This window comes from Acinetobacter chinensis (assembly GCF_002165375.2).
Classification (GTDB): Bacteria; Pseudomonadota; Gammaproteobacteria; order Pseudomonadales; family Moraxellaceae; genus Acinetobacter; species Acinetobacter chinensis.
The window spans coordinates 543507-560128 of sequence record NZ_CP032134.1 but is presented as its reverse complement, the minus strand read 5'-3'; the positions used below and the strand labels follow the sequence as shown (position 1 = coordinate 560128).

Annotated in this window: 11 protein-coding genes and 1 pseudogene; 2 read left to right on the top strand and 10 right to left on the bottom strand. The window is 44.6% G+C overall.

Annotated elements, in window-relative coordinates; translation table 11 throughout:
* Positions 1 to 16: 16 nt before the first annotated feature.
* A complete protein-coding gene (locus CDG60_RS03450) occupies positions 17 to 424 on the bottom strand; it encodes a hypothetical protein (RefSeq protein ID WP_087513745.1) in 408 nt (135 codons plus the stop codon).
* Between the two features lie 135 nt (positions 425 to 559).
* Between CDG60_RS03450 and CDG60_RS03445 the strand changes: the two genes are divergently transcribed.
* Entirely contained in the window at positions 560 to 1234 is a 675-nt protein-coding gene (locus CDG60_RS03445) for a lysophospholipid acyltransferase family protein (protein ID WP_087513744.1), read from the top strand.
* The gene (locus CDG60_RS03440) at positions 1234 to 2175 is read left to right on the top strand and encodes a phosphatidate cytidylyltransferase (protein WP_394373925.1); all 942 of its coding nucleotides are present in this window, start codon (positions 1234 to 1236) and stop codon (positions 2173 to 2175) included. The genes CDG60_RS03445 and CDG60_RS03440 overlap by 1 nt, the downstream gene beginning before the upstream one ends.
* Before the next feature lie 28 nt (positions 2176 to 2203).
* Here CDG60_RS03440 and CDG60_RS03435 read toward each other — a convergent pair whose 3' ends face one another.
* The 9 genes and pseudogenes from CDG60_RS03435 to CDG60_RS03395 form a co-directional block, all read right to left on the bottom strand.
* Positions 2204 to 2980: a tRNA threonylcarbamoyladenosine dehydratase gene (locus tag CDG60_RS03435; protein ID WP_087513742.1), complete on the bottom strand. Its 777-nt coding sequence runs from the start codon at positions 2978 to 2980 to the stop codon at positions 2204 to 2206.
* Between the two features lie 112 nt (positions 2981 to 3092).
* A complete protein-coding gene (locus tag CDG60_RS03430) occupies positions 3093 to 4280 on the bottom strand; it encodes an MFS transporter (protein WP_087513741.1) in 1188 nt (395 codons plus the stop codon).
* Positions 4281 to 4387: 107 nt separating this feature from the next.
* Positions 4388 to 7147 (bottom strand): annotated as a pseudogene (gene acnA / locus CDG60_RS03425) (aconitate hydratase AcnA).
* A gap of 119 nt (positions 7148 to 7266) precedes the next feature.
* A complete protein-coding gene (locus CDG60_RS03420) occupies positions 7267 to 8088 on the bottom strand; it encodes a TatD family hydrolase (RefSeq protein ID WP_087513740.1) in 822 nt (273 codons plus the stop codon).
* The gene (locus CDG60_RS03415; protein ID WP_087513739.1) at positions 8088 to 9041 is read right to left on the bottom strand and encodes an RsiV family protein; all 954 of its coding nucleotides are present in this window, start codon (positions 9039 to 9041) and stop codon (positions 8088 to 8090) included. The genes CDG60_RS03420 and CDG60_RS03415 overlap by 1 nt, the downstream gene beginning before the upstream one ends.
* 64 nt (positions 9042 to 9105) lie before the next feature.
* Positions 9106 to 9924, bottom strand: a complete 819-nt coding sequence (locus CDG60_RS03410) for a hypothetical protein (protein WP_087513738.1) — start codon at positions 9922 to 9924, stop codon at positions 9106 to 9108.
* Positions 9925 to 10015: 91 nt separating this feature from the next.
* On the bottom strand, positions 10016 to 11605 hold the full coding sequence (locus CDG60_RS03405) for a peptide chain release factor 3 (RefSeq protein WP_087513754.1): 1590 nt from the start codon (positions 11603 to 11605) through the stop codon (positions 10016 to 10018).
* A gap of 267 nt (positions 11606 to 11872) precedes the next feature.
* Positions 11873 to 13942 carry a bifunctional diguanylate cyclase/phosphodiesterase gene (locus tag CDG60_RS03400; protein ID WP_087513737.1) on the bottom strand — a complete coding sequence of 690 codons (2070 nt, stop codon included), beginning with the start codon at positions 13940 to 13942 and terminating at the stop codon, positions 11873 to 11875.
* Positions 13943 to 14215: 273 nt separating this feature from the next.
* Entirely contained in the window at positions 14216 to 16411 is a 2196-nt protein-coding gene (locus tag CDG60_RS03395) for a carboxy terminal-processing peptidase (RefSeq protein WP_087513736.1), read from the bottom strand.
* Positions 16412 to 16622: the final 211 nt, after the last annotated feature.

Here is a 16622-nt window from a genome sequence, read left to right as displayed (position 1 = left end):
AGATTATTTTATTAAATTAATGGGTTGCCTGAGTTTTCAGCTGTTTATACAGCTTAATATTTGTCACAAAGGCAAACAGCAATGCAACGGTTAATGCAGGAGCAACCGTTTTTAAAATCGCAGGGGTCTGAATCAGTGTATGCACCAGTACCAGGCAGCTCCCTGTAAACAGTACGGTACAGACTGGAGGTAAAATCAGTCTGGCAGGGACAGATTTATAAAAATTAAACTGCTTTTCAATTAAAAAGGTAATAAATAAAGTAATAATAAAACTGCAGATTCCCTGCGCCAGTCCAGAAATAATGCCGACCTTTAGACCACCCTGACTCATATTGATATAAAAAGACCAACCCCCCCACAGAAGAAAGGCAAAAAAAGCAGAAAGAAAATTATAACGCTGAGTGTTTCTGATTTTATTACTCATAGGCGAAACTGGAATATTTGTTTAATATAAGATCACTTTAGTGGATTGGTCTGCATCAGGCAACCTGTATGCACTCAGCTTTAATACAGCAAAAAAGATAAACCGGTAAAACAAAGAGACGATCAGAATACAGATATGACAGAAAATCAGCCAACAAAATCTTCTTCAAAACTTGTGTCCCGTCCCATTGCCAGAAGTATTTCCTTTGTGGTTCGCAGAGGAGCACGACTGCTGACAGGTGCCCGCAGTTTATGGACCGGATGTGAACCCGAACTGAAACAGAGGATTTATTATGCAAATCACAACAGTCATATCGACTTTATTCTGCTGTGGTCATCACTGCCAACCCCTGTGCGCCGTATGACCCGTCCTGTTGCTGCATCGGATTACTGGTTAAAAGATGGTATCCGACGTTTTCTGATTCAGGAAACTTTTTCAGGCATTACCATTCAGCGTCAGGGCAATCAAAACAGTGACCCGCTTGCCAGTATCAAGGAAGCCTTAAGTCAGGGCGATTCCATTATTTTTTTCCCTGAAGGTACGCGAAATTTAAGTGATGATACTGAACTGTTAAATTTTAAAAGTGGCCTGTTTCATTTAAGCCAGCAGTTCCCTCAGGTTGAAATCATTCCCGTCTGGATCAGCAACTTAAAACGGGTCATGCCAAAAGGTGCATTTTTGCCGCTGCCTTTATTATCCACCGTCATTTTTGGTGCACCTTTGACACATTCGGCAGACTGGGACAAAACTCAGTTCCTTGAGCATGCCAGACAGCAGCTCTTAGAATTAAAACAGAAAGAGCTTCAATAATGTTTAATCATATTCAACAGACTTATCTGCTTTTTTCCATTTTCAGTGCAATCCTGGTTATTGCATCTACCATCGGTTTCATTTTAAAACGTAAGGCCGGTTCACAGCCTGCTCCTGTCATTGACAATTTAAATGCCAGAATCAATGCCTGGTGGGTCATGCTGATTGTGCTGGCCGTGGCAATCACCCTGGGTAAAACAGCATTTATTATCCTGTTCGGGATTATTTCACTGTTCGCACTTCGGGAATTCATCAGCCTGCTTCCTACACGTCGGGGCGACTATTTTCCTTTACTGATTGCCTTTTATTTTGTTATTCCCTACCAGTACTACCTGGTATATACCGACTGGTACGGACTGTATTCCATTTTTATTCCACTTTATGTTTTTTTACTGGTGCCGATTGCCAGCCTGAAAGCAGAAGATACCACCCTCTTCCTGGAGCGCAGTGCAAAAATTCAATGGGGACTGATGGTCAGCGTTTTCTGTATTTCACACGTTCCTGCTTTACTGAATCTGAAACTTCCAGGATTTGACGGTGAAAAAATCTGGCTGGCAATCTGGCTGATTATGGTGGTTCAGGCATCCGATGTTCTGCAGTATGTCTGCGGCAAGCTGTTCGGAAAACATAAAGTTGCCCCTGTACTTTCGCCATCAAAAACCATTGAGGGCTTACTGGGCGGGATTGTACTGGCAACTGCACTCGGTGTGGCTATGGCATGGTTAACGCCATTTACTTACTGGCAGGCTGCACTGATTGGTTTTATTGTCTGTATCTTCGGTTTCTTTGGTGGACTGGTCATGTCAGCTATCAAACGTGACCGTGGTGTCAAGGACTGGGGCAACCTGATTCAGGGTCACGGCGGAATGCTCGACCGAATTGACTCGATCTGTTTTTCAGCGCCAATTTTCTTCCATATTCTGCGTTACTGGTGGAGCTAAAAACTTACTGATCGGGTGCGCTGAAGCATTAAGATTTTTTCTTTGCGTTCAGCGCATCCAGTTTTTTCAGCACTTCTGCCACAGCAACCATGGCAAAACTTGAAGTGACCACCACTGCCGAACCATAACCACCACAGCGTAAACCTGCGCTCGGACAAACATCTGCACTGGAAAATGGGTTATCAACTGAATACACGCAGGTGATTCCAAATTTATCTTTCGGCTTTTTACAGATGCCCATGCCCCGTAACTGAGTCCGGAGTTTCGCCAGCATTGGGTCCTGTTCTGTTCTGGATAAATCCGCAACTCTGATTTTTAAAGGATCAAGTTTTCCACCTGCCCCACCCGAAACAATCAGAGGAATTTTATTGAAACGGCAATGCAGCATCAGAGCCAGTTTTGCTTTCACGTCATCAATACAGTCCAGAATTAAGTCAGGTGCTTCCACCAGCAGTTCCTTAATATTTTCAGGACTTAAATAATCTTCAATCAGATTGATTCTGATCCGTGGATTGATCTGACGGCAGCGTTCTGCCATGACTTCAATTTTTTCATAGCCCAGCGTTGATGTCATGGCAGGTAACTGACGGTTAATGTTGGATGCAGCAATCGAGTCCATATCGACCAGTGTCAGCTCACCCACACCTGTACGTGCCAGAGCTTCCACCGCCCATGAGCCGACACCACCGATACCAATAACCATGACATGACTGTTTTCATAATGATTAAATGCTTCATCGCCATAAATTCTAGCAACACCGGCAAAACGGCGGTCATATTCATCATCATGAGGAAGATCAGTCATTACATACATCGGCTTTAAAATATTACTGCCATTTTAGCAAAAATACATACTAAGAATGAGAAATAAAACCAGATCCCTGAACTACTGAAAACTTAGCGCGCTATCCCTTATTTCAGGAAGATACTGCTTCTGTTCCCTGCTTCATCTTCCGGTTTAAAAAAATCAGAATCATAAAAACAATCACACAGATGGACAACGCCAACAGGTTTGCATTTTTCCATCCAAATGCAATCAGGATTGGTGCAGGTAAAAATGCCCCCAGTGTTGCAAACAGTGCAATCACTGTTTCATTCAGTCCCTGTATACGATGCTTCTGCTGTTCATTTAAACCTGCAATAAGCGTCGATGCACCTGAATACGCAAAATTCCACCCCACACCCAGCACAATCAAAGAAATATTGATATACAGACTCGCCTGAGTAAATGCAGGGATCAGTGATGACAGCATCAGCAGAATAAAACCGCTATAAATCACAGACTGTGTACCCCAGCGCTGTATCAGTCTGGACACAAAAAATGAAGGGATGAACATTGCAAGTACATGCAGCTGAATGGAAACCGAAGCGTACTGAAATGAATGATGTTCCTTTAAATGCAGGGAAGACATAATCATCATCACATTCATAATATAAAATGCGAATGCACCACTGATGACCGCAACCAGTATCAGACTGACAGATAATCCAGGCTGTACTGATGACTCAGAACTGATCTGAGGTATCTGCTGTACTTTAAATTTCTGATTCCATACATACAGAACAGGTGAAAGCAGTAAAGCCAGTCCACTGAATATCAGATAAATGGCCGTAAAATCAGGTAAGCCATGCACTTGCTGAAACTGAATAGCCAGTACCGGAGCTACGATTGCTGCAATCACACCACCAGAAATAACCATTGCGGTTGCTTTTGGAATCAGGCTTGCCTCAAGACGGTCAGAAGCTGCGAAACGGTAAAAATTTGCCGTAGAAATAAACAGTCCCAGCAAAAAATGGCTCAGACACAGTAAATAAAAATGTTCATACTGAAGTGCAAAAAATCCGGTCAATCCTGCAGAAAAAAGACAGAGACAGCCAAACTGAAAAACAGTATGGCGACCCATTTTCTTCATTAAACCAGAAAAAATAAAAGTGGTCAGCAGCATGGCAAGGAACTGCAAGCCATAAGGCGTGGTCGCCAGCGCCTGACTCGGTGCAAGTTTTAAACCGACAATGGCAGCAACAGTAACGGACAGTACTGCTGCAATTAAATTAAATGCCTGAGCAATCAGCAGGTAATAGACATAAAGCGGTAATTTTTTCAAAACAGGCTTCCAGCTCAATCGGGCTTAAATACATTAACGTACATCGGACAGATATACATAAAAAAAGATGAAAGCAGAGCTTTCATCTTTGACAGTGTTTTTCAGCATTAAGCCGTAATCAGATTACGCAGTACATAATGCAGAATCCCGCCGGCTTTGAAATATTCCACTTCATTCAGGGTATCAATACGGCAAAGAACGTTAAAATACTCGACCGAACCATCTGCCCGTCTGGCTTCCACACTGAAATGCTGATGCGGATGAATTTCGGAGGAAATGCCCAGAATGGATAATGTTTCCGTTCCAGTCAGATTCAGGCTCTGTCGGGTTTGCCCATCCACAAACTGCAATGGAAAAACGCCCATCCCCACGAGGTTTGAACGGTGAATGCGTTCAAAACTTTCCGCAATCACAGCTTTTACTCCCAGCAGGTTTGTTCCTTTGGCAGCCCAGTCACGGGATGACCCTGTGCCATATTCCTTGCCCGCAATAATCACCAGTGGCGTTCTGTCCTGCTTATACAGCATGGCAGCATCATAAATGGACATCTTCTGCCCATCAGGAATATAAAGCGTATTACCCCCTTCCTCACCACCGAGCATTTCATTTTTAATCCTGATATTGGCAAAAGTTCCCCGCATCATGACTTCATGATTACCACGGCGTGAACCGTAGGAGTTAAAGTCTTTCGGTGCAACACCATGATCCTGTAAATACCTGCCTGCCGGACTGTCCTGCTTAATATTTCCCGCTGGCGATATATGGTCTGTGGTGACTGAATCCCCCAGTACCGCCAGGATACGGGCGAACTCAATATTCTGTACAGGTGCAGCAGGACGGTCTATTCCCTCAAAGAAAGGTGGATGACGGATATAGGTTGAGTCCTGATCCCAGCTGTAAGTCTGGCTCTGAGGAATCTGAATGGATTTCCAGTTTTCATCCCCCTCAAATACTGCCGCATATTCCTTATGGAACATTTCTGTATTGACCTTTTGCAGTACCTCATCAATTTCAGCCTGAGATGGCCAGATATCTTTCAGATAGACCACCCGCCCGTCAGTACCTTCACCAATAGGCTGTGTGGTCAGATCTGTACGGATATTTCCTGCAAGTCCGTAGGCAATCACCAATGGTGGCGATGCCAGCCAGTTGGTTTTGACCAATGGATGCACCCGTCCCTCAAAATTACGGTTACCCGAAAGTACCGATGCAACATTCAGGTCATAACAGGTAATCGCTTCCTCAATCGGGGCAGGCAAAGGTCCTGAGTTACCAATACAGGTTGTACAGCCATAACCGACCAGGTTATAACCCAACTGATCGAGATAACTGGTCAGTCCTGCTGCATTCAGATAATCCGTCACCACTTTTGAACCAGGTGCCAGTGAGCTTTTGACCCAGGGTTTACGGTGCAATCCTTTCTCCACCGCTTTTTTTGCAAGCAAGCCCGCTGCCAGCATAACACTTGGATTGGATGTATTGGTACATGATGTGATTGCGGAAATGACCACGTCACCATGAACCAGCGGATAACGCTTACCATCAATCACACAGAAACTGCTGTCCTGCTGATTCGGAAGACTGGCTTTTTTCACATCTACAGCCGTTCCTCCACCTTCATTTTCAAGCCGTGCCTTTTCTTCTCTGGCAGGTTTTAAACTCAGTTCCATCAACTGACTGAATGTTGCCGGTACATCGGCAAGCAGCACTTTGTCCTGTGGGCGTTTCGGCCCAGCCACACTGGCCTGAACACTGCCCATATCCAGGCTCAGTGTATCGGTAAATACCGGTTCATCTCCCTGATGACGCCACAAGCCCTGCTCTTTACAGTAGGCTTCCACCAGTGCAATCCGCTCTGCTTTGCGACCTGTCAGTCTCATATAGCCAAGCGTGACATCATCCACTGGAAAAAAGCCACAGGTTGCCCCATATTCAGGTGCCATATTGGCAATGGTTGCACGGTCTGCAAGCGGTAAATCTGCCAGCCCATCCCCATAAAATTCTACAAATTTTCCAACCACACCTTTCTGACGCAGCATCTGGGTAATGGTCAGTACAAGGTCGGTCGCTGTGATCCCTTCATTGAGCTTACCGGTCAGCCTGAAACCAATCACTTCAGGGATAAGCATGGATACAGGTTGCCCCAGCATGGCGGCTTCCGCTTCAATCCCTCCGACACCCCACCCCAGAACACCCAGTCCGTTAATCATGGTGGTATGTGAGTCTGTCCCCACCAGGGTATCTGGAAATGCAAAGTGCTGTCCCTGACTTTTTCCCAGTCATACAGTCTGAGCAAGATATTCGAGATTGACCTGATGACATATCCCCGTTCCAGGCGGAACAACACTGAAATTGTCAAATGCAGACTGTCCCCAGCGTAAAAACTGATAACGCTCCCCATTCCGCTGCATTTCAATATCCACATTTTCAGAAAATGCACGTGAACTGGCAAAGTGGTCAACCATCACAGAGTGGTCAATCACCAGATCCACTGGCGACAGTGGATTGATTTTTTCAGGGTCTGCTCCAGCATTTGCCACTGCTGCGCGCATGGCTGCAAGATCCACTACCGCAGGAACACCAGTAAAGTCCTGCATCAGTACCCGGGCTGGACGGTACTGAATTTCCTGATCAGAACTGCGGGTGTTCTGCCATGCCACCACAGACTGTATATCTGAGGTTTTTACGGTCATCTGATCTTCAAAACGGAGTAAGTTTTCCAGTAAAACTTTTAAGGATTTGGGTAGCTTCGAAATATCGCCCAGTGTGTGCTGTGCCTGTTTCAGACTGAAAATCTGATAACTTTCCGCACCGACATTCAGGGTTTTTAAGGCATTAAAACTGTTGATCTCACTGTACTTTGCCATAGGGTTTTCCTCCGGCTGACCGAACCTGTTTTTGGTATTATGATGATTTACAGATTCTAATTTAGGCTAAATTCTGATCTAAAAATATTATTGATTGGTAAACTGTCACAGCTTTATTTTTATATTTTAAGATTCAGCACATTATGAGAATTTTCCCATAATTTATACGCAAGCTGTTCACGATCCATCTGAAGGCTTTGCGCCAGTCCATCCAGTACAAAGGGTAAGTTGGCAGGCGTATTACGGGTTCGATGTTGATCTGAACGCTGGCAGCATAAGGGTGTCATATCCGGACAGTCTGTTTCCAGCACCAGGTGCTCTGCCCCCACCGCCTGTACCACCGTATGCAGTTTTCTGGCATTGGGATTGGTGATCTGCCCCGTTACACCAATTTTAAATCCAGCCCGTATAAATGCTTTCGCTTCCTCCACGCCACCGCTGAAAGCATGTGCAATTCCACCATTTTTAAAATGATGCTTTTTCAACAGTACGAGTACATCTGCATGGGACTTTCGGATATGCAGTAACACAGGCTTACTGTACTGTTCAGCCATCTCCAGCTGTGCAGAAAAAAAATCTTTCTGCTTTTTCAGTACCACAGGTTCTTTATGTTCTGGCAAAAAAGTATCCAGTCCGATTTCCCCAATGGCAACACAGTCTTCTGTCTGTAACAACTGTTCAAGCCAACTTAAATGTTCAGCACTGTGCTGTTCAATATAAAAAGGATGCAGACCAGGTGCCAGTAAACTCTGAGGAGCTTCATTTAACCCATTCAGAAAATGATGCGTATTGAGCATATCCTGAAAACGCTGCTGTAAAAAACCGATTAGAATCAGTTTTTCCACGCCCACCTGTTTTGCCGCATACGCCAGCTGTTCCCGATCTGAATCAAAGTCAGGAACATCAAAATGCGTATGCGTATCAAACAGCTGGATTTTCATTAAGATTGTGCTTTTTCAATCTTTGGCTCGGAAGCCAGCTGCTCACTGGCAGGTAAATATTCTTTTTTCAGAATGCCCTGTAACTGATTGTATGGAATAGTCAGACGCGGAAGTCCAACCACATAAGGTCCAATTTCATATTCTGCATACTGCAGAATCAGTCCATCCTTGCCCAGATAATAGTTTTCAGACAGTTTAAATTTCCATGCCTGCTCATATTCATCGACACTGCCAGCCAGTTTCGAGTCTACAACCCAGAGCTTAAATGCTTCATGCGCCAGCTTATCCAGTGCAGGTTGCTTGCCGGCCTGTAACACCTGACCCAGTGGAATCAGTTTTTTCTTTTCCAGATCAAAATTATAATACTGCTGCGCTGAAGAACCATGTGCTCCACCCAGATAACTGCTGCTGTTCAGTACAACCGTCACCAGTGCGCCTTCAGAATTCAGAATTTTAGGCTTAACCATCACACTGATCTGATGACTTGAACTCAGCTGTTTCAGTTCACTGTCCATACTGAGCAATGCTGCGACAAAAGGTTTTAACTGCTGTTCAAGCTGCTGCTTAGGCAAAGGCATCTTTGCTTCTGCCTGAGATGCAGGCAATGACTCGGATGCAGCTGTGCGCTGTTCTGCTTTGACCGCTTCCTCAGGAGCCACATCCAGAATCTGATTTAACTGTTTCAGAATTTCACGGTCAATCAGTTCATCAATAAAAGGCTGATTCGTGCTTAAGCGTTCAACTGAAACTTCCGGACAGCTGTTACCATCACACTCAGGTAAATTCAGTGCAAGCTTTTCAGTGTCCCCTTTCAGCTTCAGCGCATCGTTTTCAACAACGGCAGCAGAAGCAGCCTGTGGCTGTTCCGGTTCTTTCTGCTTAGGCTGACATGCACTCAGTGCCATTGCAGTTGCAAGTACACTGACTGTCCATTTTATTCTGTTCTTTAACATTGATCTGACCTGTTATTTTAAAACTGAACACACCTGCTGTGCAGATATGAACTGAAGCTGTTGACTAAAACATATTTTGATAAACATCAGCTTTTAATACTTGTTGAGTTTGTGCTTTCGTTAAGTAAATATCAAGCTGAGTCCCATCTTTTACAATTTCACTGGTCCTGAAATGCAGTCCCAGTCCTTCCTGATCAAAAAACCAGTCTGATTGCCCCCAGTACAGTTTGGCAGGTGCTTCTTTTCTGATATCTGCTTTCTGTTCTTTTAACCATTTCTGATATGCCGTCTGAATATAAGTATTCAGTGCTGTCTGCTGTTCAGGTTTAATGCTTTCCAGCAAAGTCACGCTCTTTTTATTTTTTCGGTCTGCAACAAAAAAGTAATAGCGCTCTTTCACTTTAATATCTTCCTGTTGCGTATCCACCCCCAGCTGCAACAGCAGATACTGATTACGCTGATAGGCAACCCGTGTATACATGTTCAGGGCATAAGGTTTATTTGCAGAAAACTCATTCTGCCAGGTATCTGACTTTTTAACATAGGCATTTACTGCCTGCTGTAACGTCATACTCTGTTTTAAACCAATCTGATTCTGAATGACGGTTGCCTGATTTTTTGCAATCCACTCATTCAGCCAACTGTCCTGAGTTTTAACCGTCTGAATATCAATATCAATACAGTTCTTACTCTCACAGAATGGCAAGGCAATCTGTGCAGGCTGTTCCTGTATATTCAGATAAGGCAGTACCTCAGCCTTGTCCTGCTGAACTTCATCCTTTACCGCTGTATTTTTCTGACCATCTTTTCCAGATGAGTCACATCCACTGAGTGAAATCAGACTGATGATCAGAACCGAACAGAAAGACACATTCCATTTCATGGACAAAACTCTTCATTAAATTACAGCTTCAGGGATTTACATAGTAAAACAGCTTCCACGGGAAGCTGTTTTATCTTTAAGTAACAATTCTTTAATGTTCGCGTGTAGCACGGAACTGAATATCAGGATAACGCTCCTGCATCAGCTGTAGATTGACACGGCTTGGCGCAAGATAAGTCAGATGACCACCGCCATCAATTGACAACTGGTCATGTGCTTTTTTCTTAAATTCATTGAATTTCTTTTCATCATCACAGGAAACCCAGCGCACGGTATTGATATTTACAGGCTCGTAAACACAGTCCACTTTGTATTCTTCTTTCAGACGGTATGCCACCACATCAAACTGAAGCACACCAACTGCACCAACGATCAGGTCATTATTGATCTGAGGCATGAAGACCTGAGTCGCGCCTTCTTCAGAAAGCTCTTTCAGACCTTTCTGCAGCTGCTTGGACTTCAATGGATCTTTCAGACGTACACGGCGGAACATTTCAGGAGCAAAGTGAGGAATCCCTGTAAAATGCAGGTTTTCACCAGAAGTGAATGTATCCCCAATCTGGATTGTGCCGTGGTTATGCAGGCCAATAATGTCTCCAGGCCATGCTTCTTCCAGCTGCTCACGCTCACCCGCCAGGAAAGTCAGTGCATCACTGATGCGGACATCTTTTCCTAAGCGGACATGATTCATTTTCAGTCCTTTTTCATATTTCCCTGAACAGATCCGCATAAATGCGATCCGGTCACGGTGTTTTGGATCCATATTCGCCTGGATTTTAAATACGAAACCTGAGAAACCTTCCTCTGTTGCTTCAACCGCACGCTCATGAGTCGGATGTGCTTTCGGTTGTGGCGCCCACTGAATAAACGTATTCAGAACATGATCCACAGCAAAGTTACCCAGTGCAGTACCAAACAGTACCGGAGTCTGTCTTCCTGCAAGGAACTCCTCTGCATTCAATGGTTCATTTGCCATCTGTACCAGTTCCAGCGACTCTTCAAATGCTGCAAATGCCAGTTCACCAACCTTATCACGCAGATCCGCATGATCATAACCATCACGGACTTCAATATCAGTAATGGTTGAACCAAAACCGGCTTTATACACATAGAATTTGTTTTCAAGCAGGTTATACACCCCTGCAAAATCACGCCCTGTTCCCATAGGCCATGTCAGTGGCACACACTGAATTTTCAGAACATTTTCAATTTCATCAAGCAGTTCAAGTGGCTCACGGATTTCACGGTCCATCTTGTTGACAAAAGAAATGATTGGGGTGTCACGCATACGACACACTTCCATCAGTTTGATGGTTCGTTCCTCGACCCCTTTCGCACCATCAATCACCATCAGTGCTGAATCAACAGCAGTCAGAGTACGGTAGGTGTCTTCCGAGAAATCTTCGTGTCCCGGTGTATCCAGCAGATTGATCACATGATTTTTATAAGGGAACTGCATCACGGATGTGGTAATGGAAATACCCCGCTCCTTTTCCATTTCCATCCAGTCGGAGGTCGCCCCACGGTCTGACTTACGGCTTTTAACCATCCCAGCCACCTGAATTGCCTTACCCCATAACAGCAGTTTTTCTGTCATGGTGGTTTTACCGGCATCGGGGTGGGAAATAATAGCGAAAGTACGTCGCTGTGCGACCTGTGCCGCCAATTCGTCTTTAAACATATAAAAAATCTGCAATGTATACACAGTTATGTACACATCGGAAAACATGTACTTAAACTGAAAAAAAGGAAATTCAAAATTGGCGTAATTGTAGCAGATTTAGAAAATAATTTTACGATTGTTGAACTGGCTTAATTTTGATGCCATCTGCTCTTTATTCTTATCTACAGCCTGCGTCCACACTCTATCTGTCAGAAAAAAAGCGATCTGAAACTGTTCAGACCGCTTTGAATTACTTTTAAACCCAGGGTTTTACCGTTCAGGTATTTATGTTGTCAGGGTACGGAACTCCATTGCTTCCAGTCGTTCCACTTCCACAGGTATGCCCAGTAAATATCCCTGTAACTGCTGGCACCCCAGTCTGGTCAGAATTTCTGCCTGTAATGGACTCTCCACACCCTCAGCAGTCACTGTCAGACCCAGTTTGATTGCCAGCTGAATAATACTTTCAAGAATCAGTTCATCTTTTGAACCTGTCGCCAGATCCTGAATAAATCCGCGGTCGATCTTCAGTTCATCCACAGGCAGATTTTTCAGATACAGAAAGCTCGAATGCCCTGTTCCAAAATCATCAATCGCAAGTTTAATGCCCATCTTTCTCAGGTGTTCAAAACTGCGGATACTTGAGTCAATATGATGCATCGCCGTTGACTCAGTGATTTCAATCATCAGATGCCCAGGGTTAATTTCATACCGCTCAAACAGCATTTCCAATGTACTGAACAGATGTTTATGTTCAAACTGAACGGCAGAAAGATTGACTGCAACAGGGAAAAAATCTGAACCGCTTTTTTCCCACTGCTGAATCTGCTTGCACGCCTGTTCAAGCGCCCAGTAACCCATTGGAATAATCAGTCCAGTTTTTTCTGCCCCTTTAATGAACATGCCCGGTGTCAGCAGTCCCAGACCTGGGTGCTTCCATCTGATCAACGACTCTACACCACAGATATCATAAGTACCCGTTTTAAATTTAGGCTGATAAAACATAACAAACTGCTGTTCATCCACAGCTTTATACAGATCATTGATCAATCGGGTCTGGCTGCGGGCTTCCTGCTGGTCATAGGAATAACTGAATACAGAGAACGTATTGCGTCCCTGATATTTGGAGGTCAGCATCGCAGCATCTGCATTGATCAGCAGATCCTGTAAGTTATTGCCATGATCAGGATACATGGAGATGCCAATGCTCGCTGAGACATTAATATCCTTGCCAGCCACCTGAAAACTTTCCTGAATCAGATCCAGTGTTTTTTCAGCCAGCTGCATTGCATAATCCACCGTTGCATCTTCCACAACCAGTAAAAACTCATCTCCACCAATGCGCAGCAGTTTTTCTTTGTCATTCAGCCCACGATGAATACGTGTTGCCAGCTGAATCAGTAACTGATCACCAATATGATGCCCAAACACATCATTCACCGCTTTAAAGCGATCCAGATCTATATACAGAAATGCCACTTTGGTATTTTTCTGACGATGATCCACAAAAAGAAAATGTGAATATTCGGACAGATACATACGGTTGGGTAAACGGGTCAGACTGTCCTGTATTGCCTGATTTGCCAGCTCACGGTTGGCTTTGGAAAGCTGCTTGTTGCGCTCTTCCAGGCGTTGTTCCAGTACAGCCACGCTGAATGCTGCCACCAGAACCAGGCTGGTAATGAAAATAATCGTAAACAGGATAATGCCCTGACCTGCCTTAAATGGTTCAACCATCAAACCATTATCAGGATAGAACATGACTGCGGACATGCCTGTGTAGTGCATACCCACGATACTGAGCGCCATCATGGAGGCAATCATGAACTTCAGTGTTTTTAAGCGTTTTACAGAATTTTTATATTTAAAAGTCAGCCAGAAGGTCAGTCCTGAACCGCTGATGGCAATCAGAATGGAAAATACAACAATCAATGGATCATGGTAAATTTTATAATCATCCAGGATCAGTCCCATCATGCCGGTATAGTGCATCCCTGAAATACCCAGTCCCATCAGCACTGCACCGAGAATCAATCTTGGCAAAGGCAAAGTCGGTCTTGCTGTCAGCCAGACGGCAAAGGTCGATGCAATGAATGCAATGACATAGGAGACAAAAGTCAGCGGATAATCAAGATGATAGGTGGATGGTAAATGACATGCGAGCATCCCTACAAAATGCATGCTCCAGATGGCAGCACCCAGTAAAGCCCCACACCCGATCAGGATGAGTTTTTCGTATTTTTTTCGGTTTCCCCAAAAAAGTAACTGTTCCACTGACACCGCCAGATAGCAGGTCAGTATTGCGACAGCGACAGAACCCAGGACAAGGCCTATATCATAATGTACATGAACCATACAAAGCTTCCGTACAGGTTATATTTGTTGTTATTGCCAAACTCAATATGGATTAATCTTAAATCTTTCACATCTATCTTCAACAGGCTGGAACTTCGAACCTACTCAATCTAGAATCCAATACAATTGGAATCAGGTCAAGTATCAAAACTACAATTCATCAATTAAATTGCTGAAATATTTCTCAAAAAAAGCACAATATGTCTTTTCCCTGTAACAATTCAGACCACAAAAAAAACAGCCAGGTAAACCTGACTGTCTGAATGTTGCTGTTTATTTTGCAGCGGGTGCCTGTAGCTTCGAATAATCAAGCAGTGTATTTGCCGCTTCAATGACAAATGCTTCATCTTCCGGTAAAGGCGGACGCTGTGCTGCTTTCATTTTCGCTCTGCTTTCCGCAAGTGCATCAATCGATGCCTGATAGCTTTCCCAGTTGGCATAAGGTTTTAAACCCGTTGCCTGACGGCGCTGATTTTCAGCAGTCAGGGTTTTCTGCTCCAGGGCTATCAGCTCTGCTTTCCGCTGCTCCAGGTCTAGCACTGCCGTCTTTTTATCGTCAGTCGATTTCGCAATCTGCTTACGCTGTTCAAGATATTTAAACTGCGGATCAGCTGCAACACGCTGCTGAGACAGCTGGTTCAGTTGAGGCAGATACGGTTTAATCGAGCCTTCACGTTTAAACGGTGCGGTTGGGATAGTGTCCCATTTCAAGGCATTTTTGGCTTTACGCTCACCAAATTCTTCATTGTAAATATCCACCAGCTGTACATCAGGAACTACACCTTTGTTCTGCGTACTTCCACCTGTAATCCGATAGAACTTACGCTGAGTCAAAGTCGCCTGACCATAGGCAAGTGAATCCAGCTGCACCTGAGCTGTCCCTTTACCTGTGGTGGTACTTCCAATCACGATACCACGCTCATAGTCCTGAATCGCAGCAGAATAAATTTCACTGGCAGAGGCTGAAGCCAGATTAATCATGACCGCCAATGGACCGGCGTAAGTCTGTGCTCCACCATCTTCATCTTCAAAAACGCTGACATTGCCATTGCCATCACGGATCTGAACCACAGGACCGGATTTCACAACCTGCCCCAGCATACGTGCCACTTCTTCAAGTGAACCGCCTGGGTTGTTTCTCAGGTCAATGATAATGCCGTCTACATTTTTAGCTGCAAGACTTTTCAGTGCATTGTTGGTGTCCACAGCAACAGAACGGTATTCAGTTCCTGCACGGCGGGCACGATAGTTCAGATAGAACGACGGAATTTCAATCACACCCAGCGTATGCTTTTTGCCATCACGGGTCAGTTCTACGGTACGTGAACGCACACCGGCATCTTCTTCCTGAATCACATCACGGACAATAGTGACATTGCGTGCCTGATTCATCGCAGCACCTGGTCCAAGCAGACGGACAGTCACTTTGGTTCCACGTTTACCACGGATCAGACCTACAATTTCATTGCTCGGCCATCCAATCACATCCACCATTTTATCGCCATCCTGCGCGACACCAATGATGCGGTCACCGGACTTCACCTGACCAGTCTTACCGGCAGGTCCACCTTCAACTATGGTTTCGATTTTGGTGTAATCTTCATTGCCACGCTCTGGGCGGATGGATACCCCAATCCCCTCAAGCTGCAAAGTGGTCTGACGGTTCAGTTCCATTGCATCCACAGGTGGGAAATAGTTGCTGTGCGGATCATAAGTCAGCATCATCGCATTCAGTGTTTTGTCGAGCACATCATCACTTTTAATCCGGCTGATGCGCTCAAGCTGACGGGTATAACGCTTGGTCAGTGTCTGAACCGGTGTCAGATCTTCAGGTCCAGCAAGATCCTGTCCATTGGCAAGTTCTGGATTATCTTTCAGTGCTTTCTGCTTAGCCTGCTCTTCCTGCTTACTGATCGTGAGATTGATCAGCTGAGAAATCAGCATTTTACGCCACTGATTCTGCTGTTCAGCAGCTGTTTTAAAGAATGGTGCTTTTTCACGGTCTGTTTCAATCGTGACATTCGACTGATTCAGATTCTGAGGTTTTTTCAGTTCATCCAGCATGAACTGATAGAACTGAGTCAGTCTTTCACGGTACTGAGCATGAATCGCATAAGGTCCAGACAGATCACCGCCTTTCAGCGCAGCACCAAATGTTGCCCCATATTTTTTCTTATAGCTGTCTACTTCTGGTGCAAGAAAAATCGTGTGTTCCGGATCCAGACTGTCCAGGTAAAAATCAAGAATACGTGCAGAGGTCGCCGCATCCAGTCGCATATTCAGATAGTGCTGACGGTCAACCAGTGTCGCAAGCTGACGTGAAACCAGAGCCTGCTCCTGAGTTGGAACAATCGTTTTTGCTGTGACCGCAGTCGTATCATTTGCAGCTATAGCTTCATTAATGACGTGGGAAAAAAAGAAGCCACCAGTCGCGATGGCAACTGCACAAGCTATGGTTTGAAGTTTCATAAATAATCTGTACTTCCCTGGATTTAACCAATATAACGGTGTTGTTTTTCAAACAGAACTGAGCATATTCAAAATCTTAAACAACTTAATATGTTTATGTCGTGTAGTTTTATCATAATCTGTACTGGCAAAATGTAGCAAATCATTGCAGAATTCAGGTATTGTTTCGAGGTTTTCTGCTGTCAGTAAACAACAGCAGAAGTTCCTGATT

Excerpts from the sequence above, each read along its gene's own strand:
- CDG60_RS03400 (WP_087513737.1), bottom strand. The coding sequence starts at position 13,942 with ATGGTTCATGTACATTATGATATAGGCCTTGTCCTGGGTTCTGTCGCT.
- CDG60_RS03420 (WP_087513740.1), bottom strand. The coding sequence starts at position 8,088 with ATGAAAATCCAGCTGTTTGATACGCATACGCATTTTGATGTTCCTGAC.
- CDG60_RS03450 (WP_087513745.1), bottom strand. The coding sequence starts at position 424 with ATGAGTAATAAAATCAGAAACACTCAGCGTTATAATTTTCTTTCTGCT.
- CDG60_RS03440 (WP_394373925.1), top strand. The coding sequence starts at position 1,234 with ATGTTTAATCATATTCAACAGACTTATCTGCTTTTTTCCATTTTCAGT.
- CDG60_RS03395 (WP_087513736.1), bottom strand. The coding sequence starts at position 16,411 with ATGAAACTTCAAACCATAGCTTGTGCAGTTGCCATCGCGACTGGTGGC.
- CDG60_RS03435 (WP_087513742.1), bottom strand. The coding sequence starts at position 2,980 with ATGACTGATCTTCCTCATGATGATGAATATGACCGCCGTTTTGCCGGT.
- CDG60_RS03415 (WP_087513739.1), bottom strand. The coding sequence starts at position 9,041 with ATGTTAAAGAACAGAATAAAATGGACAGTCAGTGTACTTGCAACTGCA.
- CDG60_RS03410 (WP_087513738.1), bottom strand. The coding sequence starts at position 9,924 with ATGAAATGGAATGTGTCTTTCTGTTCGGTTCTGATCATCAGTCTGATT.
- CDG60_RS03445 (WP_087513744.1), top strand. The coding sequence starts at position 560 with ATGACAGAAAATCAGCCAACAAAATCTTCTTCAAAACTTGTGTCCCGT.
- CDG60_RS03405 (WP_087513754.1), bottom strand. The coding sequence starts at position 11,605 with ATGTTTAAAGACGAATTGGCGGCACAGGTCGCACAGCGACGTACTTTC.